Here is a 21,109-nt window from a genome sequence, read left to right on the forward strand (position 1 = left end):
GTGGTCTCCGAGAGCGGTGTGGATGATCAATCGCCTGCCGTGGACGGTCAGACGAGCGTTGCCGTGGGTCAGGAGCACCTCCGCGTGCTTCGAGAGAGTCTGGCATGCCCGAAAACGGTGCATGCCACAAACGCCGGCCGCGAGCGCAGTGCGACCGGGCGTTGGGGGAACTGATGTGGTTACGGGTTACTGCCAGGTGGCCGTGTCGGGGTCGATCCCGTGGGTACGAGCGGACTCGTCGATGATCTGCCGGAACCAGGAGGCCAGCCCGACCCGGATGCCGTCGTAGTGGGCGGAGAAGCCCGGGTCGGAATCGAACATCCGGCCCAGACACACCTGCATCTGTCGTGTGAGCGGGAAGAAGTTGGAGAAGACCTCGCGGTGGCGCTCGACGAGCGTGTTCGCCTCTGGACTGCCCGGGGCGATGCCCTGGTCCAGGGCATCGCCCAGATCACGCTGGAGCGTGGACATCGCGTGAGAGAGCGACTGCCACTGTTCCCGCGTGCGGGAAGCGGAGCGTTCGGCGAACTGCGCCCACTGCGGGGAATCTCCCCAGACAACGCGGGCCTGCCCGGACCCGCGTGGGTCCCAGTCCGCCCCGAACGTTGCCGACTGTTCTTCGTCGCTCAGGAGGATGCCGCGCTCGTGCGCCTCGGTCATCCGTTCCAGGCGTTCGTCGAGCTGTTGCAGGTCATGGATCCGCTCGGCGAGCTGGGAACGCTGCTCACACAAGGTGGCGCCGATCTTCGCGGTCGCGTCATCGAGCACTTCGCGGATCGCATCCAACCCGAGCCCGGTCTCCCGATAGGCGACGATTCGGTGCAGACGTTGCAGGTCTGCGTCGGTGTAGCGGCGATACCCCGCCGTGGTGCGGACCGAAGGCGACGCCAAGCCGATCTCGTCCCAGTAATGCAACGTGCGGACGGTCACCCCCACGAGCTCGGCGGCCGCGCCCACCATGACACCGTCATCGAACTCGCGATCAGCCATGAACGCCAGTGTGACTTTCACCCGCTGTGTCAGGGGGGACGATCCCGACCGATGCAAGATCGCGTGCCTCCTGGCTGTCAGGATCAAACTGCTTCGCCGCGGTGAACACGACCCGCGCCCGTTCGGGGGTGATCACTTCGACGTCGCGAGTTATCCACGGAGTATCACGCGGTCCGGTCACGCTGTCGGGCACGAGTTCCGTACACGCCTCGACGAGGCGATCGATCTCGTTCAGCACGCACGCGAAGCTCACGCTCATCGGCGGCACATCGGTCTCTTCGGGGCCCGCCGCCGCGGGGACGAGCAGTACGTCCTGGAACGCCCACCGGCGCAGGTGGACCACCTGTCCGGGAACGCTGAACAGCTCGATGAAGCCGAGCCCTCGCACCCAGAAGTCCGTTGACGCCGCCAGGTCGGATGTCGGAATCGTCACGAACGTCGGCATCGCGTAGATGCCGCGAAACACTTCTAACGCAACCGCCTCCGGACCTCGCTCGGATATGGGGCTCATCTCGAACGCGTTGAAGAATTCACTCATGCATTGCACCATCCACCCTCACGCAACGTGAGGGTCAAGCCGAGTCCATGAATCCGGTCCTATCGCTGCGATGCGACCAACGTCGTGGCCGGGTACATCTAGCAGGTCGATCGGCGACCGGCCACGGCCGGAAGCACCATCGCCGACGTGATTCAGATGATCCGCCGCTGCGGTCACCCTGATCGGGGCCACGGACATCCCGGCCCGACATGAATCAAGGTCGGCTGCGATGGTCGGCAACCACCTGCACCGCCGCCCGCGCGATCGCCAGCTCCTCGTTGGTCGGCACCACCAGCACCGCGACCCGCGCGCCGGGCGGGGAGATGCGCCGGGCGGAACGATCTTTCGCCGTATTGGCCGCCGGGTCGACTTCGATACCGAAGGGAGCGAGATCCGCCAGGGCATCAGCACGCACCTGCGGGCTGTTCTCGCCCACCCCGGCGGTGAAGGTGATCGCGTCGACGCCGCCGAGTTCGATCAGGTACGCACCGAGGTAGCGGCGTAGCCGGTGGATGTACACGTCGTAGGCGAGCCGGGCGGCCCGGTCCCCACGCTCGATGAGGCGCTGCAACTCGCGGAAGTCGTTGACGCCGGACAGGCCTTTGATGCCGGAATCCCGGTTGAGCAGGGTGTCGACCTGGTCGATGTCCAGGTGCGCCGACCGGACCAGGTGCGGCACGATGCCGGGATCGAGATCACCCGACCTGGTACCCATCACCAGACCTTCCAGCGGCGTGAGGCCCATCGTGGTATCGATCGGGCGACCGCCGCGGAGAGCCGAGGCCGAAGCGCCGTTGCCCAGGTGGAAGACGATCTGGTTCAGCTCGGCGGGATCGCGCTCGAGCAGCTCGGCGACGCGGCCGGACACGTACTCGTGCGATGTGCCGTGGAATCCGTACTTCCGGATGCCGTGGGCGGCGGCGACTTCGGCGTCGATCGCGTAGGTCTTCGCAGCGGCGGGCAAGCTGTGGAAGAACGCGGTGTCGAACACGGCGACCTGCGGTACTCCGGGCAATAGTCCACGTGCGCTCTCGATTCCGGCCAGATTGGCCGGATTGTGCAGCGGCGCAAGCACGGAGAGCTCGGAGATCGCGGCGACGACGGCGTCATCGATCAGTGTGGGCTGATAGAACACCTCGCCGCCGTGCACCACACGATGGCCGACCGCGCGCACCCCCTCCCGCACCAAGTCGTGTCCCGTCGCGGCGAATGCCTCGAAGATCAGGCGCAGCCCGGCGGTATGGTCGGCGATCCGCCCGGGACGCTCGGAGGTCTCGCCGTCGTCGTGATGCTCGATCCTCCCGACGTCCTCGCCGATCCGCTCTACGATCCCGGACGCGGCTACCGCGCTCGACTCCGGGTCCAAGAGTTGGTATTTGATGGACGACGAGCCGGAGTTGATCACCAACACCAGATCCTCGGCCGCCTTGCTCATCACGCCTCCTGCGACATGCTGGACGCCGGCTCCCGATCGGCGCGATAAGACGGTTCGCGATCGTGCCTCATCACGTCTCCTGTGTCTCAGGAACCAGGTGCACGACGCGATTGTTCCGCGGACGCCGCGAGTGTGCCGGAGCGGACAGTGTCCGCATCACGCATCCTGTGCCTGGATGGCAGTGATCGCCACGGTGTTGACGATGTCGGCTACCAGGGCGCCCCGGGACAAGTCGTTGACCGGCTTGCGCAGACCTTGCAGGACAGGTCCGATCGCGATGGCGCCCGCGCTACGCTGCACCGCTTTGTAGGTGTTGTTGCCGGTATTCAGATCCGGAAACACGAACACGGTCGCGCGGCCCGCCACCTCGGAGTCGGGCAGCTTGGTGTCGGCGACGGTCGGTTCGATCGCGGCGTCGTACTGAATCGGGCCCTCTACCGGCAGTTCCGGCCCGCGCTCGCGCACCAGCTTCGTCGCGACGCGCACCTTGTCCACGTCCGCTCCACTGCCGGATTCGCCGGTCGAGTAGGACAGCATCGCCACCCGGGGTTCGATGCCGAAGCGGGCGGCGGTCGCCGCGGAGGAGATCGCGATGTCGGCCAGCTGCTGCGAGGTCGGGTCCGGCACGACCGCGCAGTCGCCGTAGGCGAGCACCCGGTCGGCCAAGCACATGAGGAATACGCTGGACACGGTGGCGACGCCGGGCACCGTCTTGATGATCTCCAACGACGGCCGGATGGTATGCGCGGTGGTGTGCGCGGCGCCGGAGACCATCCCGTCGGCAATCCCCCGAGACACCATCATGGTGCCGAAATACGAGATGTCGGCCACGGTTTCGCGGGCTCGCTCCAGCGTCATGCCCTTGTGCTTGCGCAGTTCCGCGTACTCGGCGGCGAACTCGTCCAGGTAGCCGGAGCTGCGCGGGTCGAGCACCTGTGCGGCGGAGACGTCCACGCCGAGTTCGGCGGCGCGGGCGCGCACCGCGGTCTCGTCGCCGAGGATGACCAGGTCGGCGACCTTGCGCTGGAGCACCCGGCCCGCCGCGCGCAGAATGCGGTCGTCGTCGCCCTCCGGCAGCACGATGCGTTTGCGGTCGGCCTGCGCGCGCTCGATCAGCTGGTATTCGAACATCTGCGGTGTGATCACCGAGCTGGGCGGAACGTCGACGCGCCGCAGCAGTTCCACCGCTTCGACATGCTCCTCCATCAACGCCAGTGCGGTGTCCACCTTGCGGGGGCTGCCCGCGGACATGCGGCCGCGGGTGCGGTAGGCCGCGCCCGCGGTGTCGTAGGTGCCGAGGTCGGTGGTGAGGATGGGCAGCTTGGGTTTGAGTCCGGTCATCAGCCGCGCGACCGCGGGATGCGGCAGCAGGCCGCCGTTCATGATGATGCCCGACAGCGACGGAAAGCCTTCCGCCTCATGCGCGTTCACGACACTGAGCAGAACGTCCGACCGGTCGCCCGGCGCGATCACCACGACGCCCTCCTCCAGACGTTCCAGGATGTGTTCGGCCGTCATACCGCCGACCATGATCCGCAGCGCCTCGCGATGCAGCAATTCTGGGTCGCCGCTGTACATTTCGCCGTCGATCGCCGCGCACAGCTCGGCCATGGTGGGCGCGATCAGCAGCGGGACCTCGGGCAGCGTCCAGGACGGCGCGCCGAACCCGCGCAGCGCGGCGCAAACCTCCTCCAGCCGCTCCGGGTCGCAGCGGTTGGCGATGATGGCGACCAACTGCGCGTGCTCATGGGACAACTCGGCCGCGCACAGTTCGGCCAGCTGCTTCACCTCGTCGGGAGTGCGGCCCGCGCCGCGCACCACCAGCAACACCGGTGCGCCCAGGTTGACCGCGATCCTGGCGTTGAACCGCAGCTCGCTGGGGCTGGCCACGTCGGTGTAGTCGCTGCCGACCACCACCACGGCGTCGCACATCTTCGCGACCTCATGGAAGCGCATGACGATCTCGCTGATCGCCGCGTCCGGGTCGGCGTGCACCTGCTCGTAGGTCGTGCCGATGGCCTGTGTGTAGTCGATATCCGCGGTGCTGTGCTCGAGCAGCAGTTCCAGGATGTAGTCGGGCTCGGTGGTCGAGCGCGTGATCGGCCGGAACACCCCGACCCGTGCCGTGGTGGCGCACAGCATCTGAAGTACTCCTAGAGCCACCGTAGATTTGCCGGTGTCGCCTTCCGGAGAGGCGATGTAGACGGCTGATGGAGCGTTGTCGGCCATGTCCGAGAGCTTAGTGAACACGCGGCTATCGGACTCGGTCACACGATCGATCCCCGAGCACGCACGGTTTCGACCATTGCCCGCCCCGGCTCGGTCCGACCGCTATAGTCCGGGCATGGCTGAGCAGTTTCCGGATCGGCAGTGGGGTTCGAGAACCAACCTATTGGCCCGTGCGGCAAGCAGATTGGCCGCGACAAAGCCGGGTTCCCGGTTCATCCGCGTGCTGACCCCGCTGGACCGGGCGATCCTGGAACGCACCGGCGCCAAGTACACCCTGCTCGGCCCGATCGGCGCGCCCGTCATCCTGCTCACCTCCATCGGCCGCAAATCCGGTCAGCCGCGCACCCAGCCCCTGCTCTACGTGCACGACGGCGACACGCTCTACGTGATCGGCAGCAATTTCGGCCAGGCCCACCACCCCGCCTGGACCGCCAATCTGCTGGCGAACTCCACTGCGACCGTAGCGATAGCAGGCGAACGCATCGACGTGACCGCCACCCCGGTCGACGGACCCGACAAAGACGCCATCTTCAGCCGCTTCGTCGAAGTCACCGCCGCCTACGCCACCTACCGCTCCCGCACCACCCGCGACCTGCGCATCTTCGCCCTCCGCCGGGCGTAACCGACCTGCTGAGAGGCTTTCATGAGATCGGCGGTAGTCAAAAGGCGGCGCTTTCCTTGCCCTGAAGCCGCCATTTGACTCCGCTCGATGCTCCAGTTCTGCAACGCAACCACAGCCGGTCGACTGGGCTGGGGCTGTGGATGCGTGATCGACGGCGGGAGGTAAGCCGGGTACGGCACCCAGCGCGCCCAGCACTGCTCCGGTACACACACGGAGGGTGTACTCAACTAAGGGGCATCGCCAGGGACTGCTCTGCCCGCAGCTTCGAGTAGTGCCCGCCCACCATCGTTTTCCTCTGGCGGTGCTGGGCGCGTCGGGTGCCGTACCCGGCTTACCTCCCGCAGTTGATCGGAACCCGTCGGCTTCCAGCGGGGTCGACCGGCTGTGGTCGCGTTTTGCGGCTGTTCACAAAGAGCTTCGGGCTATCAGAGCGTGCCGCAGGTGCGGAGGGGCTCAGGCGAGTGCGCGCAGGCGCGGGGCCAGGTCGCGCTGGAACAGATCGAGGAAACGGCGCTGGTCGTGGCCGGGGGCGTGGAACACGAGGTGGTTGAGCCCGGCGTCGAGGTAGGGCTTGATCTGCTCCACGGCCTGGTCGGGGTCGCTGGCCACGATCCAGCGCTTGGCGATCTGCTCGATCGGCAGTGCGTCGGCGGCGGCTTCCATCTCGATCGGGTCGGTGATGCTGTGCTTCTGCTCCGCGGTCAGCGAGAGCGGGGCCCAGAAGCGGGTGTTATCCAGCGCCAGTTCCGGATCGGTGTCGTAGGAGATCTTGATCTCGATCATCCGGTCGATGTCGTCGACGGTGCGGCCTGCCTTCGCCGCGCCCTCGGCTACCGCGGGCATCAGCTTCTCGGTGTAGAGGTCCATGCCCTTGCCCGAGGTGCAGATGAAGCCGTCGCCCGCTCGTCCGGCGTACCGCGCGACCAGCGGACCGCCCGCGGCGATGTAGATCGGGATACCGCCCTTGGGCACGTCGTAGATGGAGGCGCCGACGGTCTTGTAGTACTCGCCCGCGAAGTCGACGCGGTCGCCGGTCCACAGCGCACGCATCAGGTCGACCGCCTCGCGCAGGCGGGCGAAACGCTCCTTGAATTCGGGCCATTCGCCGGAGTATCCGGTGGCGATCTCGTTGAGCGCCTCACCGGTGCCGACTCCGAGCATGACGCGATCCGGGTACAGGCAGCCCATGGTGGCAAACGCCTGGGCGATCACCGCGGGGTTGTAGCGAAAGGTCGGAGTGAGCACCGAGGTGCCCAGCTGGATGCGCTGTGTGCGCTCGCCGACCGCCGCCATCCAGGCCAGCGAGAACGGCGCGTGCCCGCCCTTGTGCCGCCACGGCTGGAAGTGGTCGCTCACGGTGGCGCTGTCCAGGCCGTGTTCCTCGGCCAGCACCGCGATCTCCACGAGTTCACGGGGGCCGAACTGCTCCGCCGATGCCTTGTATCCGAGCTTGAGTTCGCTCATCTGCCACGCTCCTCGCGTATCGTTTCGCCGCCATCGCGATCCGCCCTCGACAGTAGCCAACCCGGTCGTCGTGTGGTGCGGACGGCCTGCCGTGGATGATCTTCGTCGTCGCCCGGTGCTGCTCCCGCCGGACCGTGCCTCAGCAAGAGAACGCCGTGGCCGGGGCGGGGTATTTCGTCGGCGATTGCCGTACCGGAGGCGAGCGGCAGGCCGGTCTTGATCGTTCCCGTTTCGGTTGCGGGCCGATAGCGGATAATGGCCGCGTGACCCCAGAAGATGAACCGATCCTGTCCTACCTGACCGATATGGACGGGGTGCTGGTGCACGAGGACCATCTCATACCCGGCGCCGACGAGTTCCTCGCCGAGCTGCGTGCCAACGAGACGCCGTTCCTGGTGCTGACGAACAACTCGATCCGCACACCACGGGATCTCCAGGCGCGGCTGCGGCACACCGGACTCGACATCCCGGAGGAGGCGATCTGGACCTCCGCGCTGGCCACCGCCACTTTCCTGAACGACCAGCGCCCCAACGGAACCGCTTACGTAGTGGGCGAATCCGGACTCACCACCGCACTGCACGAGATCGGCTATGTGCTCACCGACAGCCAACCGGATTACGTAGTGCTCGGCGAGACCCGGACCTACTCCTTCGAGGCGATCACCACCGCGATCCGGCTGGTCGAGCGTGGTGCCCGCTTCATCGCGACCAACCCCGACCCGACCGGCCCTTCCCGCGAGGGCTCACTTCCCGCGACCGGGTCGGTGGCCGCGCTGATCACCCGCGCCACCGGCCGCGAGCCGTACTACGTCGGCAAGCCGAACCCACTGATGATGCGTTCCGCGCTGCGCCGCATCGGCGCCCACTCCCAGTCGACCGTGATGATCGGCGACCGGATGGACACCGACGTCATCTCCGGCCTGGAAGCGGGCATGCGCACCATCCTGGTCACCTCCGGCATCTCCACTCGCGCGTCCTTCGAGGCATATCCATACCGCCCGACCATGGTGGTGGAATCCGTCGCGGACCTGATCGGAAAGACCAAGTCCCCGTTCACGGCCTGATCGGTCGCTGCGTCCGTCATCGAAGCAGGAAGCAACCTGTCGATACCGGATGCACAGGGGGCTATCGCATCGTGTTCGTCGGGTGCATTCTTTCCGACACATTCAGAGCTGGTCGTCCTGTGCGGTGATCGCGTCCATGGCGGCGGAGAGCTTCGTGAGCACATCGACGGTCAGTGCGAGCTGTTGGGGGCCGAGTTCGGCCGCAAGGCGTTCGGACATCACCGCGTGTTGCGGGTTGATGCGCCGGACCGCGGCAAGGCCTGCTTCGGTGACTGCGACGAGTTTCGCGCGGCGATGGGCGGGATTGGGCCGGTATTCGGCAAGTCCCTTGTCCACCAAAAGATCCGCGATGCGCTGCACGCTCTGGCGGGTGATGCCCATTTCGCGGGCGATCCCCGCGACGGGCAACGGCGCGTGCAGTACCGCGCCGAGCACCTGCCACCAGGCAGCGGTCAAACCCGCCGGTCGCGCCAGTTCCTCGGCCACCGCGAGGAACTGGCCGTTCAAACGAAACGACGTGATCGCCGCCTTGGCGAACAACTCCTGCTCACCGCCCATGCTTCACCTCCCGACGCCCGGGTCGGCGACCCGGCCGATACACGGGATCGCCGACCGACCGTTGCTCCCGACCGCGCCTCGCCGACGCTCGGCTCCGTCGTCCGCGACGGGGCGCTGTGTCTCGGTTCGCTGCTCGGCTGTGCCCATCGTTCGCTCGCTACGCTCGCTCATGCCTCCACCTCGCTGACGCTCGGCTCCGACACGAGCGAGTGCTCGGCTGTGTCCATCGTTCGCTCGCTACGCTCGCTCATGCCTGCTGCGCGTCGTACGCCTCGAGCACCGCCCATCCTTCCGGATCGGCGTGCGCGAACAACCGGTACCAGCCGTCCAGCACATGCGGCTCGTACACGCCGAGCCTGCCCAGCACTTCACGCGCGAATTCGAACGGCGCGCTCGCGCTGGCCGTGATCACGTCGCCGTCGGTGACCGCAGACTGCTCGACATAGTGCTCGGCACCCGAATACCCGCTGTAGAGCAGGAATTCCGCGACGTTGCTGGTGTGCTTGCGAGAATCGAGCAGACCTTGTTTGGCCAGGCCGTAGGTCGCGCCGCAGATCGCCGCGACGGGAACGCCCGCCGCCACGAACTCGCGCGCCTTCTCCCCGAACGGATCCAGCTCCGGCCCCATCCAGGTCTCCGAGCCGGGCAGGATCAGCATCGCGCTGTCGGCGGGCGTGAGATCGGCGAGCACGACATCCGGCACGATGCGCATCCCGCCCATCGTCGTGATCGGCTCCGCGGTCGGCCCGACCGTCTTGACCTGCCACGTTCCCGGCTCCCGATGCCAGCTCGGCTTGTTGATGTGCGCGGTGGCCGCGCCCACCTCCCAGTCGGCGAGAGTGTCGTAAACGGCCATGTGCACTGTCTTCGTGATCATGACAGTACCCTGTCATATTCGACAGCATGCTGTCAATAACTTACCGCGACCTCGCCATTTTCAGAACCCGCCATGCGCGGGCCGGGCAGGTGCGCCAGAATCCCAGCAGCGCGAGATTCGCGAGAAGCGGAGGAACCGTCCATGAGCGTGTGGGGTGAGGTCGTCGTCGGCCTGGTGATCCTGGTCGGCCTCATCGGAATCGTCGTACCGATCCTGCCGGGGGTCATCCTGATCTTCGGCGCCATCGCCGTCTGGGCGTTCATGACCGGTGGAGCGACCGCGTGGACCGTGTTCGCGATCAGCACATTGCTGCTGGCACTTTCCGGGGTCGTCAAGTACACCTGGCCGGGACGCAAGATGAAGGAAGCCGGGGTGTCCAATCGCGCGATCTTGCTCGGCGCGATTCTCGGTATCGTCGGCTTCTTCGTGATCCCCGTCGTCGGCCTGTTCGTCGGTTTCGTTCTCGGCGTGTACCTTTCGGAACTCCATCGGCTGCGCGGCAACCAACAGGCATGGCGGGCAACGATTCACGCGCTGAAAGGTGTCGGCCTGTCCATCCTCATCGAGCTCTTCGGCGCGCTGCTGGCCACCGGGGTCTGGATCGTCGGCGCGACCGTCGCCTGAGCGAGCGAAGCATCAACACAGCGCGCATGCCGGGGCCGAGGGTCAGCGAGGCGGAGGCATGAGCGAGCGCAGCGAGCGAAGCATCGGCACAGCGCGCATCGCGCATGCCGGGGCCGAGCGTCAGCGAGGCGGAGGCATGAGCGCTACCGATCGATGGCGGGGAACGGAATCGTGTCTCCGGCTCGGCTGCCGGGCAGTTCGTCGCGGCGCAGCCGGAGCGTCGGCGGTTCCGGGCGGTACAGCGGCAGCGTCGGGGCCGGGTCGGTGGTGACGGTCCGCTCGCGGGCAGGAAGCCGGTAGAAGGCGCGCGCGTTGTCCTCCAGCACCGCGTACATGTCGGTGCCGACCACGTCACAGATCAGGTCGACGTCCGAGTCCTCGAACGGTCGCCCCGCTCGGGTACCGGGCAGATCGGTGCCGAACATGAGCGCTTCGGGGTTCACCGCGTGAATGCGGCGCAGCGTGTCGGCGACGTTCATCGCGACCCGGCCGAAACCCGTTGCCTTGACCCGCGCCCCGCGGTCGACGAGATCGAGCAGGAATGGCAGCCCCTCCTCGGACATACCGAGATGGTCGACCGAGAGCGCGGGCAGCTTGGAGATGACGGGTTGCAGTGAGGCGAGCATCGTGCCGTCGATGTAGACCTCGACGTGCCAGCCGACCAATTCGTGCGCGCGCAGCGCTTGCAGCGTCATGCCGGTGATGTCGGCGGCCGCGCGTTTGAGGTTGAACCGCAGCGCGCGCACGCCGATGCGGTCCAGCTCGATGATCTCCTCGTCGGTGGCGTCCAGGTCGAGGCGGGTGACACCGACCCAGCCCTCGCCGAGCTCGGCGAGGGCGGCCTTCAGGTAGCTCTGATCCGCGCCCTGGAACGACCCGCTGACCACGGCGCCACCACTGATGTCGAACCGCGACATGCGCTTGCGGTAGTCGGCAATGGTGAACGGGTCGGGCAGGTAGCCCTCGTTTTCGGCCAGCGGGAACCGCGGGTCGAAGATGTGCAGGTGGGCATCGAACACTTGTACAGAATGCCTCAGTGTCGGATTTTCCGCTGCCACAACGTGGGTGCTGCCGCGGCAGCGGAGTCGGTCGCCGCGGGGTTGATCAGACCTTGTGCGGTTCGCTGGCGCGCAGCATGTCCTCGCGCTCGACGACCTTGACGCGTTCGCGGCCTTCGGGTTCGCCGAGGGAGCGTTCGTGGGCGTCGAGGCGGTACCAGCCGGCCCAGGTGGTGAACGGGATGCCCTTGGCTTCGAGGAACTCGGTGACGGCTTCGGGGTCGGGCCGCTGGGCCGGGGTGAAGCGGGGGGCGTCGTCGAGCAGGCAGGCGATGGTTTCGTTGGCGTCGCCCTTGGTGTGGCCGATCAGGCCGACCGGGCCGCGTTTGATCCAGCCGGTCACGTAGGTGGCGGGCAGGTAGCGTTCGGCGCCGTCGGCGTTCTCGTCGGCGATCACGCGGCCGGCTTCGTTGGGTACGGTGCCGGCTTGGTCGTCGAAGGGCAGGTTGCTGATGTTCTGCGACAGGTAGCCGACGGCGCGGTAGACCGCCTGCACGTCCCAGTCCTTGTAGACGCCGGTGCCCTTGACGTTGCCGGTGCCATCGAGCTGGGTGCGTTCGGTGCGCAGGCCGACGACCTTGCCGTTGTCGCCGAGCACCTCGGCGGGGGACTCGAAGAAGTGCAGGAACAGCTTGTGCGGCCGGTTACCGGCATCGCGGATGGCCCACTGCTCGAGGGTGTTGGCGACCATGTCGACCTGCTTGGAATGCCTGCGCGCGGCTTCGGAGCCTTCGTCGTAGTCGATGTCGGCGGGGTCGACGATGACCTCGATGGTCGGGGAGTGGTCGAGTTCGCGCAGTTCCAGCGGGGTGAACTTGGCCTGGGCGGGGCCGCGGCGGCCGAAGACGTGGACCTCGAGGGCCTTGTTGTCCTTCAGGCCGTGGTAGACGTTCGGCGGGATCTCGGTGGGCAGCAGTTCGTCGCCGGTCTTGGCCAGCACACGGGCCACGTCCAGGGCGACGTTGCCGACGCCGAGGACGGCGACCTTCTGCGCGTCCAGCGGCCAGGAGCGCGGCACGTCGGGGTGGCCGTCGTACCAGGATACGAAGTCCGCGGCGCCGTAGGAGCCGTCCAGGTCGATGCCGGGGATGGGCAGCGCGCGGTCGGCGTTGGCGCCGGTGGAGAAGATCACCGCGTCGTAGAAGGCGCGCAGGTCATCGAGGGTGATGTCGGTGCCGTAGTCGATGTTGCCCAGCAGCCGCACCTGCGGCTTGTCCAGCACCTTGTGCAGCGCGGTGATGATGCCCTTGATCCGCGGGTGGTCGGGCGCGACGCCGTAGCGGATCAGCCCGAACGGCGCAGGCATGCGCTCGAACAGGTCGATACTCACCTCGGCATCGGACTTCATCAAGGCGTCGGCGGCGTAGATCCCGGCCGGTCCGGCGCCCACGATCGCGATGCGGAGCGGGCGGGGCGTCGCGGTGTGCGCGTCAGGCCCGGAGGAGGAAGCCTGCGTCACCGCGGAGGGCTCGCGAACACCGCCATCCGATACTGCACTCTGTTCGGTCATCTCTTACGCGCACCCTTATGGTCGAAACAATTAATGACGTCTGGCTTAGCTTAGGCTAAGTTGACGCACCGGCTCGGTCGCACCCCTCCGGTGCGGTTGCCGGCGTTGCCGGCTCGTGGCTGCACGGTGCCCCGTTCGCCGCGGCGATGAGCTGCCGATTCGCTATGACAGCAGGCCGCCGTCCCGCGATTCTATCGGGACGCTCGATACCGCCGGAGGTCCGGTGCGTGAACTCGGTGGATGTCATCGACTATCACAATCGGTGCGTACCCGCTCCCGCGCAACCTATAGCGCCCGCCGGGTCCCGGGCGGGCACAGCCGACCGCCTGCTCCGGGGCCGCGCGCTCGATACCCGCGCCGACCAGGGATCATCGACCCATGACCGAGCAGCAGCCGACCGCGGGCGAGGACGACATCATCCGGGTCGATCAGACCGACAAGCGGTCCATGGTCCCGTTCATCGCGGCCGCGGTGGTCGCGGTGATCGTGCTCATCGCGATCGTGCTCGGCGGGGTGTTGTCGCCCGCTGAGAAAAATGTCACAGAAGCCGACCGCATCGCCGCGGCCGTCCACAACTTCGTCGAGGGCGCCAATCGCACCGGCACCGTGCCGCCGCCCGGCGCCGCATGCCAGGGCTTCGACGCCGCCCGTTCACCGCTGGCCGGACAGTCCGGCGCCGGAAAGTCCGTCGAGATCACGAAAATCGACAACGCGATGGTGGATGGCGACAAGGGCAAGGCGACCGTGACCACGAAGGCGGACGGCACGGAGACGACCAGGACGTGGAACCTCACCAGATCCGATGACCGGTGGCTGGTCTGCACCTGAGCGTTCTCGCACTGCGAACAGTCGTTTGACACGGTGACCCGGGTCGGTGCAATCTCAGTCGAAGGTCATGAGAGCCAGTGTCAAGCCCCGGCATTACTGGTCGGCAACCCTCCTCCGCGGTGGGGTGCTCCGGGTGACGACCTGGCCGTGCTCCGATCCCGGACGCGGCAAGTGCGGATTCGCAGGAGGAGCAGATGAGTTACGCCGGTGACATCACCCCGCAACAGGCATGGGAACTGTTGCGCGACAACCCCGAAGCCGTTCTCGTGGACGTGCGCACGGAAGCCGAATGGAAGTTCGTCGGCGTACCCGACACGAGTTCGATCGAGCGGCCGACCGTGCTGATCGAGTGGGTCGATTCCACCGGCGCGCGCAACGAGGCGTTCGTCGAGCAGTTGCGGCAGGCGCTCGCCGACCACGCCCCGGAGGCGCCGGTCGTGTTCCTGTGTCGCTCCGGCCAGCGTTCGGTCGGCGCGGCGATCACCGCCACATCGGCGGGCTACCGCACCTCCTACAACGTGCTGGAAGGCTTCGAAGGTCCGCTCGACGAGTTCGGGCACCGCGGCGGCTCCGGCTGGCGTGCCCTAGGGCTGCCCTGGCGGCAGTCGTGAGCGCGTGGCAGGCCTGCCCGCGCGGCTCTGCCGACGGGCGTCGGTCGTGATCACCGGCGGCGCGTTCGACAAGCCACTGCCCGAGGGCGTCGGTCCCGCGACACTCGGTGTGCGGGGCGGACTGCGGCGCTCCGGTTTCGAGGAGACCGCCGAGGCGCTCTACCTGACCTCCGGCTTCGTCTACCAGAGCGCGGAAGCCGCCGAGGCCGCGTTCACCGGCGAGGTCGAGCATTTCGTCTACTCCCGCTACGGCAATCCGACGGTCGCGATGTTCGAGGAGCGGATGCGGCTGATCGACGGCGCGGAAGCGTGTTTCGCGACAGCGAGCGGCATGTCGGCCGTGTTCACCGCGCTGGGAGCTCTGCTCGGCGCCGGTGACCGGCTGGTGGCCGCGCGCAGTCTGTTCGGCTCCTGCTTCATGGTGTGCAACGAGATCCTGCCGCGCTGGGGCGTGGAAACCGTCTTCGTCGACGGCGAGGATCTCGATCAGTGGGAGCAGGCGCTGTCGGTGCCGACCGAGGCGGTGTTTTTCGAGACGCCCGCCAATCCGATGCAGACACTGGTCGACGTGCGCCGGGTAACCGAGCTGGCCCATGCCGCGGGCGCGAAAGTGGTACTGGACAACGTCTTCGCTACGCCTCTTCTGCAGCGTGGCTTCGAGCTCGGCGCCGACGTGGTGGTGTACTCCGGCACCAAGCACATCGACGGGCAAGGCCGGGTGCTCGGCGGCGCGATTCTCGGCGCCAAGGACTACATCGACGGCCCGGTGAAAACGCTCATGCGCCATACCGGTCCGGCGCTGAGCCCGTTCAATGCGTGGACGCTCCTCAAGGGGCTGGAGACGATGCCGCTGCGGGTGCGCCATTCGGCCGATTCCGCATTGCGGATCGCCCGCTTCCTGGAGGGCAACAAGGCCGTCAGCTGGGTGAAATACCCCTTCCTGGAGTCGCATCCACAGCACACACTGGCCACCAGCCAGATGAGCGCGGGCGGCACCGTGGTCACCTTCGAGCTGAACGCGCCGGAAAACGAGGCGAAGAAGCGCGCTTTCGAGATCCTGAACCGATTGCGCGTCATCGACATCTCCAACAACCTCGGCGACGCCAAGACCTTGATCACCCACCCCGCCACCACCACCCACCGCGCCATGGGCCCGGAAGGCCGCGCCACCATCGGCCTGTCCGACGGCGTCGTCCGTATCTCAGTGGGCCTCGAAGACGTGGAAGACCTCCTGAACGATCTCGACCAAGCCCTCTCCTGACCGGCTCGGCGAGCCGGTACGGGAGAGGGGCGACAAGTCACGCCGCGAGACGTCGAGACATCACAGGAACTCGGCCAGGACTTCGTTGAAGGCCTCGGGTTCCTCGGAGAACGGCACGTGCCCGCTGCGCTCGAAGCGCACCACCTTGGCGTTCGGCACCCGCGCGGCGATCCATACATCGAGTGGACCGGGGAAGATCTTGCTCTGCCCTCCGTAGACCAGCAGTGCCGGCACGGTGATCTGCGGCAGCACCGGCCGGAAGTCCGAGAAGGCCATGTCGTACCAGATGGCGCATGCCGCCGACGTCGGCATCTTGGTGGTCTCCGCGTACACCGCATCGATCACCTCGTCGGACGGTTCTTCCGCGAAGCAGGCGGCGATGAACGGCTTGATCACCAACGGGCGGGCGTGCCGCACCGCCTGCACGAACACCGCGAGGTCGGTCTGGCTGTAGCCGCCTTGGAGCGGGAAGTCCCACCCTTCCCCGTCGAGGAAACGCGGTGACTGATCGACGAATGCCACCGATCGCAGCTTCTCGCACCCGAACTGCTCGACGTAGGCGAAAATCACCGCGGCGCCCATCGACCAGCCCACGAGGGCCACGTCGTCGAGCGAGAGATGGTCGAGCAGACTGCGGATGTCCCGTGCGTACTGCGCGAGGGTGTGACCGTCCTCGGTCTTGCCGGACGCGCCGTGCCCGCGCAGGTCGACGTTGATGACCCGATTCCCTTCTGCCAGAGCGGGCACGTTCTGTGCCCAGAAGGTGGTGTTCATCGTCCAGCCGTGAATGAGCACGACGGGACGACCGGCGCCGTGATCCTCGTAGTACATCGGCACGCCGTCCGGCAATTCCAGGTAGGGCATCGACAACCTCCAGCTCAGGACAAGTGGTGCTCACACGATGGCGTGTCGGCGGTCACGCGGCCAAGCTGACGAGTGGGGGTTGCATAGACGTTGCAGCGCAAGACAACCCGTTGTCAGGTGGACGTCGACCTGCCTAGTCTGGTCCGGAAGCCATGACTCGCGCGGCGAGCACCGGCCGGAATATCACGAGGCAAACGCACTTGGTGACAAAGCAGACGCACTTGATGCGCGCCGACGTGCGCGCCTCATGGGATCGCGCCCAACGTCGCGGCCTGCATCCGGACCGGCATCTCCCGGATGTCGGTCTGAACGGAGACGAGGTCAGGACCTGGCGCAGGGACCATCGGATGGCCTCGGTGTGGCCGGTGCTGTTCGCGAGCCTGGAGAGTGCGGCGTTCGAGCCGGGCCACGTGCTGTTCGGCGGCGATGCGGATGGCCATTTGCTGTGGGTGCAGGGCGATGCCGCGGCCCGAAGGGGGGCGGAGCGGGCCAATCTCGTCCCTGGAGCACGCTGGCACGAGGCCGAGGCGGGCACCAATGGTGTCGGCACCGCCCTGACTCTCGGGCGGGCCTTCCAAGTCCGCGGCACCGAACACTACCTATCGGTCGCCGCGGATTTCACCTGCTCGGCCGCGCCGATCCGGGACCCGGTCAGCGGAGCCGTGATCGGCGTCGTCGACGTCACCTGCAAGCTCCGCAACACGAGTCCGCTTGCGCTGCCGCTGGTTGCGACAGCGGCACGGCTCGCCGAGGCGCATCTGCGCGAACTCACCCGGCAGCGCGATGCGGAAATACGGACCCGCTACCTCGATCGAATCCTCAGCCGCGTCGGCGACCACTGCGCACTGCTATCGCACGAGGGCCGGTTGTTGCATGCGTCTCCGCCTGGGTGGCTGCCCGCGATCTGGCCCGCACCGCTGTCCGAGGGGGAAACCGAACTACCCGATGGGCGGCGCGTCGTGCTCGAGCGACTCGCGCCGGGTGGACCGTTTTCCGTCTACGCACTGCCCAAGAGGTATTCCGGCGAACAAGCCCCGCGAGTGAGTGCGCTGGGACGTCATCGCGCCGTGCTGTGGATGGATGGGGTGGTCCATGACCTCAGTCTCCGGCACAGCGAGCTGGTGGTGCTCCTGCTCGCCAATCCCGATGGACTGACCGCCGCGGTATTGGCCGAGGAACTGTACGGAAACAACGGAAAAACCGTGACGGTACGCGCGGAGCTCACCCGGCTTCGACGAATATTCGGATATCGCCTCTCGTCGGACCCCTATCGGCTCGACAGCCGAATCCGGGCCGATTTCCGCCAATTGGAAGCGGACGTCGCGCAGGGTGTCGTGGGCGATCTGCACGGCAGATATCCGGGGCCTTTGCTGCCGGGATCCAAGGCACCCGGTGTTCGGCGGATACGCGAGCGACTGCACCACCTTTTGGCTTCTGTTCACCCGTCGATGACGTAGTCGATCTCCATTCCCAATGATGAGGACCGAGTGGCCAAGTCCAAGGGCCACAATTCATCTCGGCACCAGCGCTGGGCGGGAGGCGTGACGGATGGAGCTCTGGGCAGGCGGAGGTGGTCATGACTAGCGGGGAGGCGGCACAGCTCGCGGACGACGAGGGGGCAGTCGAGAGCGGTCCCGCCGAGAACGAGCCCGGCGCGCACGGGCCGCCTACGTCGACGGCCGACCAGAAGCAGCACGACATCGCCGGCCAGGCGGCGCGTATTCTCACCGACCTGGCACGGTATGCGCCGGGTGGTCCCACCGGGACGCCGGCGTCGGGCACACGTACACAAGCCGTTTCATCGCCGGGTACACCCGCCGCCCCCAACGGTGTGCAATCGCCGCCACCCACCGGCACCGTGGCACCGGCATCCCACGGCGCCGTGCCACCCCCTCCTGGTGGTGTCGTGTCACCACCGCAGGGCACCCCGGCGCCATCCGGCACTCCTGCACCGGCCGAGGCGCCGCCACCGCCCGGGATCGATCCGGAGACCATCGCGAGTCTCGCACCCATGGCCATGATGGCACTTCCTATGTTGGCGTCGGCGCTGTCCGGCCTCGCAGGCGGTGGATCAGGCGCGCCATCAGGTGGTTCCGTACCCACCGCTGCCGAACCCGGCGCCGCCGCGCTGTCCCCGGAAGCACAGCAGGCGTTGAAAGCCTTGAAAACCTTGGCAGCCATGTATGGCACCGACGGCACCGCGTCGGGCACCAACAGCCTGGGATCGGGAACGGGTGGAATCGGGGGATCCGGCGCGGGAGCGACCGCGATCAAGGCGAGGGCGCTGTTCCAGAAGAACGCCGCGAGAGCATTCAACACGCTCGACAACGAACTCGCGCGATACATCTCCCGCCTCTCCGGTTCGAACAAGACCGACCGGAAAGCGGTGATCCGGCTGGTGCGCGACGTCAACGTTCAACTGGCCGAACTCGGTCCCGCCGCCTACACCAAAGAAGGCCAGCGGAAAGCACACCAGATACTCACGGAGGCATTGCGAAAGGCTCAAGCCATCGTCCGTGGCGGCCAGGCCAACGCGACCGAAACCGCCGCGATGGTGAATCGGCTCACCGCCCAATATCTCAATGCCCTCGCCGGAAAACGAACACAGCTGGCCGGCGCATTGCCGGGTAGTGGCCGACCCCGATCGCCCCTCGATCCGGGGAGATACCGAATCAGCTCGCATTTCGGCCCCCGTGGCGGCAAGCATCACGGCGGACTCGATATGGCGGCTCCCGCTGGTACGCCCATCTACGCCGCCACCGGTGGCACAGTCGTCAAGGCGGGCAACTACGGCGGTGGCTTCGGCTACCAGGTGCGCATCCGATCCGCCGACGGCACCGAGACGATCTACGCTCACCAGACCCCGGGCAGCATCCGGGTCAGAGCCGGCGATCGAATCCCCGCGGGCACCATGATCGGGGCCGTCGGGTCCACCGGCAATTCCACCGGCCCCCACTTGCACTACGAAGTGCGGCGCAACGGACAGCCCGTCGAGCCCATCGCCTATCTGGCGTCGCAGGGCGTCCGAGTGTGACCGGGGCTCGTCCTTCCAGCGTTGTTGTCCTACTGTCAATACATCTCCCGGTGGCCGCTGGGAGGACGCACCGGCTGACGGTGTGCTGGATCAACGACGAACCGAGGTAAGGCGTGAGCATGCCATCCACCGCCGAGCAGGGCCCGCTCGCGGGCATCAAGGTCATCGAGTTGGCCGGTATCGGCCCCGGTCCGCACGCGGCGCTGCTGCTCGCCGATCTGGGCGCCGACGTGGTGCGGGTGCAGCGCCGTGGTCAGCTGCCCGGCGGGTTCGACCGGCCGCAGTTGCGCGGCCGGACCATCGTCGAGGCCGACCTCAAGGACCCGGCGGACATCGAGAAGGTGCTCCGGCTGGTCGAGAAAGCGGACGTACTGATCGAGGGCTTTCGCCCCGGCGTCACCGAGCGGATGGGCCTGGGGCCGGACGACGCGCTCGCCCGCAACCCCCGCCTGGTCTACGGCCGGATGACCGGCTGGGGCCAGCAGGGGCCACTGGCCGATCGCGCCGGACACGACATCAACTACATCTCCATCACCGGGGTGCTGCACGCCATCGGCCGCAAAGGCGAACGTCCGGTCCCGCCGCTGAACATGGTGGGCGACTTCGGCGGCGGCTCGATGTTCCTGGTGTTCGGCGTCCTCGCCGCACTGGTCGAGCGGCAGACCTCGGGCAAGGGCCAGGTGATCGACGCGGCCATGGTCGATGGCGCCCTTGCCCTTTCGCACATGATCTGGGGCATGCGCGGCTCCCGCGCCTGGTCCGATGAGCGCGGCGTGAACCTGCTCGACACGGGGATGTCGTTCTACGACACCTACGAAACCTCCGACGGCAAATATATGGCGGTCGGCGCGATCGAACCGCAGTTCTATGCGCAACTGCTCGCCGGGCTGGAGATCGACCAGGAAGGATTGCCGTTCCAGCTCGACCCCACGGGTCAGGACACGCTGAAGAAGCTTTTCGCCGAACGCTTCCGGACCAGGACGCGGGACCAGTGGACGGAGATCTTCATCGGCACCGACGCGTGCGTCTCGCCCGTGCTCACCTTCGAGGAGGCGACGGCCAACGAGCACATCGCCGCTCGCGGCTCGCTGCTGGAGTTGGAGAACATCACCCAGCACGCCCCGGCGCCGCGCTTCTCGCGCACGCCGAACGGGGTACCCACCCCGCCACCGACCACGGCCACGCCCATCGAGTCGGTCTGGGTCGGCTGAGCGCGAGGCGGGATGTCGCACGGAGACTCTCCCGCGTGTCGCCGCGATATCCCGCCGCCTGCGAATAGTTCAAATTTGCAACAAACCAACCGGTTCGACAGTGTGGCACTGTGCCTGCAATACTGTCCGCGAGCAGGCGGCTTTCGAGCGCAGCTGAATTCACTGGACGCGATCCGGTCCGCTTCTTGACCGCCAGCTCGAGTTGGAGGCCTCGACGCCGTGCGGCCTTCCGCACGCCGACCGAGCACGACGAGGGCCAGCCCCGAGGGGTGGCCGGCCCATCGTGCCCGGCGGCGGTCGGAGGGAAAGCCCCGCCGGCGGAGGCCCTCCC

Annotated in this window: 19 protein-coding genes and 1 riboswitch; of the genes, 9 read left to right on the top strand and 10 right to left on the bottom strand. The window is 67.2% G+C overall.

What is annotated here, in order from left to right; translation table 11 throughout:
* Positions 1 to 186 precede the first annotated feature (186 nt).
* From OHA40_RS13825 to pta, 4 genes are all read right to left on the bottom strand, one after another.
* Entirely contained in the window at positions 187 to 990 is an 804-nt protein-coding gene (locus OHA40_RS13825; RefSeq protein WP_330233448.1) for a MerR family transcriptional regulator, read from the bottom strand.
* Complete coding sequence (locus OHA40_RS13830) at positions 983 to 1,528, bottom strand: VOC family protein (protein ID WP_330233449.1); 546 nt, start codon at positions 1,526 to 1,528, stop codon at positions 983 to 985. The genes OHA40_RS13825 and OHA40_RS13830 overlap by 8 nt, the downstream gene beginning before the upstream one ends.
* Before the next feature lie 214 nt (positions 1,529 to 1,742).
* Positions 1,743 to 2,963: an acetate kinase gene (locus OHA40_RS13835; protein ID WP_330233450.1), complete on the bottom strand. Its 1,221-nt coding sequence runs from the start codon at positions 2,961 to 2,963 to the stop codon at positions 1,743 to 1,745.
* Between the two features lie 156 nt (positions 2,964 to 3,119).
* Entirely contained in the window at positions 3,120 to 5,192 is a 2,073-nt protein-coding gene (pta, locus tag OHA40_RS13840; RefSeq protein ID WP_330233451.1) for a phosphate acetyltransferase, read from the bottom strand.
* Between the two features lie 115 nt (positions 5,193 to 5,307).
* Here pta and OHA40_RS13845 point away from each other — a divergent pair, with 115 nt between their 5' ends.
* On the top strand, positions 5,308 to 5,814 hold the full coding sequence (locus OHA40_RS13845) for a nitroreductase family deazaflavin-dependent oxidoreductase (RefSeq protein ID WP_330233452.1): 507 nt from the start codon (positions 5,308 to 5,310) through the stop codon (positions 5,812 to 5,814).
* Positions 5,815 to 6,267: 453 nt separating this feature from the next.
* Here the strand turns inward: OHA40_RS13845 and fgd are convergent, their stop codons facing one another.
* Positions 6,268 to 7,278, bottom strand: coding sequence for a glucose-6-phosphate dehydrogenase (coenzyme-F420) (fgd, locus tag OHA40_RS13850; protein ID WP_330233453.1), 1,011 nt, complete (start codon positions 7,276 to 7,278; stop codon positions 6,268 to 6,270).
* A gap of 305 nt (positions 7,279 to 7,583) precedes the next feature.
* Here fgd and OHA40_RS13855 point away from each other — a divergent pair, with 305 nt between their 5' ends.
* Positions 7,584 to 8,342: an HAD-IIA family hydrolase gene (locus OHA40_RS13855; RefSeq protein ID WP_442944044.1), complete on the top strand. Its 759-nt coding sequence runs from the start codon at positions 7,584 to 7,586 to the stop codon at positions 8,340 to 8,342.
* Between the two features lie 102 nt (positions 8,343 to 8,444).
* On the opposite strand, the gene OHA40_RS13860 is transcribed toward OHA40_RS13855, so the two are convergent.
* Complete coding sequence (locus tag OHA40_RS13860) at positions 8,445 to 8,900, bottom strand: MarR family winged helix-turn-helix transcriptional regulator (RefSeq protein WP_330233455.1); 456 nt, start codon at positions 8,898 to 8,900, stop codon at positions 8,445 to 8,447.
* Positions 8,901 to 9,147: 247 nt separating this feature from the next.
* A complete protein-coding gene (locus OHA40_RS13865) occupies positions 9,148 to 9,777 on the bottom strand; it encodes a type 1 glutamine amidotransferase family protein (RefSeq protein WP_330233456.1) in 630 nt (209 codons plus the stop codon).
* A gap of 141 nt (positions 9,778 to 9,918) precedes the next feature.
* Between OHA40_RS13865 and OHA40_RS13870 the strand changes: the two genes are divergently transcribed.
* Positions 9,919 to 10,401, top strand: a complete 483-nt coding sequence (locus tag OHA40_RS13870; RefSeq protein ID WP_330233457.1) for a DUF456 domain-containing protein — start codon at positions 9,919 to 9,921, stop codon at positions 10,399 to 10,401.
* Positions 10,402 to 10,544: 143 nt separating this feature from the next.
* On the opposite strand, the gene OHA40_RS13875 is transcribed toward OHA40_RS13870, so the two are convergent.
* Positions 10,545 to 11,420 carry an amidohydrolase family protein gene (locus OHA40_RS13875; RefSeq protein ID WP_330233458.1) on the bottom strand — a complete coding sequence of 292 codons (876 nt, stop codon included), beginning with the start codon at positions 11,418 to 11,420 and terminating at the stop codon, positions 10,545 to 10,547.
* 85 nt (positions 11,421 to 11,505) lie between these two features.
* Positions 11,506 to 12,858 carry an FAD-dependent oxidoreductase gene (locus tag OHA40_RS13880; protein WP_442944045.1) on the bottom strand — a complete coding sequence of 451 codons (1,353 nt, stop codon included), beginning with the start codon at positions 12,856 to 12,858 and terminating at the stop codon, positions 11,506 to 11,508.
* A gap of 489 nt (positions 12,859 to 13,347) precedes the next feature.
* Between OHA40_RS13880 and OHA40_RS13885 the strand changes: the two genes are divergently transcribed.
* The 3 genes from OHA40_RS13885 (at position 13,348) to OHA40_RS13895 (ending at position 15,669) form a co-directional block, all read left to right on the top strand.
* Complete coding sequence (locus OHA40_RS13885; protein WP_330233460.1) at positions 13,348 to 13,797, top strand: Rv0361 family membrane protein; 450 nt, start codon at positions 13,348 to 13,350, stop codon at positions 13,795 to 13,797.
* A gap of 63 nt (positions 13,798 to 13,860) precedes the next feature.
* A riboswitch (SAM riboswitch) is annotated at positions 13,861 to 13,977 on the top strand.
* A 14-nt stretch (positions 13,978 to 13,991) separates the two neighbouring features.
* Positions 13,992 to 14,408 carry a rhodanese-like domain-containing protein gene (locus OHA40_RS13890; protein ID WP_330233461.1) on the top strand — a complete coding sequence of 139 codons (417 nt, stop codon included), beginning with the start codon at positions 13,992 to 13,994 and terminating at the stop codon, positions 14,406 to 14,408.
* A gap of 46 nt (positions 14,409 to 14,454) precedes the next feature.
* The gene (locus tag OHA40_RS13895) at positions 14,455 to 15,669 is read left to right on the top strand and encodes an O-succinylhomoserine sulfhydrylase (protein ID WP_330234163.1); all 1,215 of its coding nucleotides are present in this window, start codon (positions 14,455 to 14,457) and stop codon (positions 15,667 to 15,669) included.
* Positions 15,670 to 15,729: 60 nt separating this feature from the next.
* Here the strand turns inward: OHA40_RS13895 and OHA40_RS13900 are convergent, their stop codons facing one another.
* On the bottom strand, positions 15,730 to 16,533 hold the full coding sequence (locus OHA40_RS13900; RefSeq protein WP_330233462.1) for an alpha/beta fold hydrolase: 804 nt from the start codon (positions 16,531 to 16,533) through the stop codon (positions 15,730 to 15,732).
* A gap of 203 nt (positions 16,534 to 16,736) precedes the next feature.
* Between OHA40_RS13900 and OHA40_RS13905 the strand changes: the two genes are divergently transcribed.
* From OHA40_RS13905 to OHA40_RS13915, 3 genes are all read left to right on the top strand, one after another.
* Positions 16,737 to 17,990 carry a GAF domain-containing protein gene (locus tag OHA40_RS13905; RefSeq protein ID WP_330233463.1) on the top strand — a complete coding sequence of 418 codons (1,254 nt, stop codon included), beginning with the start codon at positions 16,737 to 16,739 and terminating at the stop codon, positions 17,988 to 17,990.
* Positions 17,991 to 18,109: 119 nt separating this feature from the next.
* A complete protein-coding gene (locus OHA40_RS13910; protein ID WP_330233464.1) occupies positions 18,110 to 19,567 on the top strand; it encodes a M23 family metallopeptidase in 1,458 nt (485 codons plus the stop codon).
* Positions 19,568 to 19,680: 113 nt separating this feature from the next.
* Positions 19,681 to 20,778 (top strand): CaiB/BaiF CoA transferase family protein, encoded by a 1,098-nt coding sequence (locus OHA40_RS13915; RefSeq protein ID WP_330233465.1) that lies wholly within the window; start codon positions 19,681 to 19,683, stop codon positions 20,776 to 20,778.
* Positions 20,779 to 21,109 lie beyond the last annotated feature (331 nt).

It is taken from the genome of Nocardia sp. NBC_00508, assembly GCF_036346875.1.
Classification (GTDB): domain Bacteria; phylum Actinomycetota; class Actinomycetes; order Mycobacteriales; family Mycobacteriaceae; genus Nocardia.

Bases quoted from the DNA above. Each gene is read 5' to 3' on its own strand.
- OHA40_RS13825 (WP_330233448.1), bottom strand. From the start codon at position 990: ATGGCTGATCGCGAGTTCGATGACGGTGTCATGGTGGGCGCGGCCGCC.
- OHA40_RS13830 (WP_330233449.1), bottom strand. From the start codon at position 1,528: ATGAGTGAATTCTTCAACGCGTTCGAGATGAGCCCCATATCCGAGCGA.
- OHA40_RS13835 (WP_330233450.1), bottom strand. From the start codon at position 2,963: ATGAGCAAGGCGGCCGAGGATCTGGTGTTGGTGATCAACTCCGGCTCG.
- pta (WP_330233451.1), bottom strand. From the start codon at position 5,192: ATGGCCGACAACGCTCCATCAGCCGTCTACATCGCCTCTCCGGAAGGC.
- OHA40_RS13845 (WP_330233452.1), top strand. From the start codon at position 5,308: ATGGCTGAGCAGTTTCCGGATCGGCAGTGGGGTTCGAGAACCAACCTA.
- fgd (WP_330233453.1), bottom strand. From the start codon at position 7,278: ATGAGCGAACTCAAGCTCGGATACAAGGCATCGGCGGAGCAGTTCGGC.
- OHA40_RS13855 (WP_442944044.1), top strand. From the start codon at position 7,584: ATGGACGGGGTGCTGGTGCACGAGGACCATCTCATACCCGGCGCCGAC.
- OHA40_RS13860 (WP_330233455.1), bottom strand. From the start codon at position 8,900: ATGGGCGGTGAGCAGGAGTTGTTCGCCAAGGCGGCGATCACGTCGTTT.
- OHA40_RS13865 (WP_330233456.1), bottom strand. From the start codon at position 9,777: ATGATCACGAAGACAGTGCACATGGCCGTTTACGACACTCTCGCCGAC.
- OHA40_RS13870 (WP_330233457.1), top strand. From the start codon at position 9,919: ATGAGCGTGTGGGGTGAGGTCGTCGTCGGCCTGGTGATCCTGGTCGGC.
- OHA40_RS13885 (WP_330233460.1), top strand. From the start codon at position 13,348: ATGACCGAGCAGCAGCCGACCGCGGGCGAGGACGACATCATCCGGGTC.
- OHA40_RS13890 (WP_330233461.1), top strand. From the start codon at position 13,992: ATGAGTTACGCCGGTGACATCACCCCGCAACAGGCATGGGAACTGTTG.
- OHA40_RS13900 (WP_330233462.1), bottom strand. From the start codon at position 16,533: ATGCCCTACCTGGAATTGCCGGACGGCGTGCCGATGTACTACGAGGAT.
- OHA40_RS13910 (WP_330233464.1), top strand. From the start codon at position 18,110: ATGACTAGCGGGGAGGCGGCACAGCTCGCGGACGACGAGGGGGCAGTC.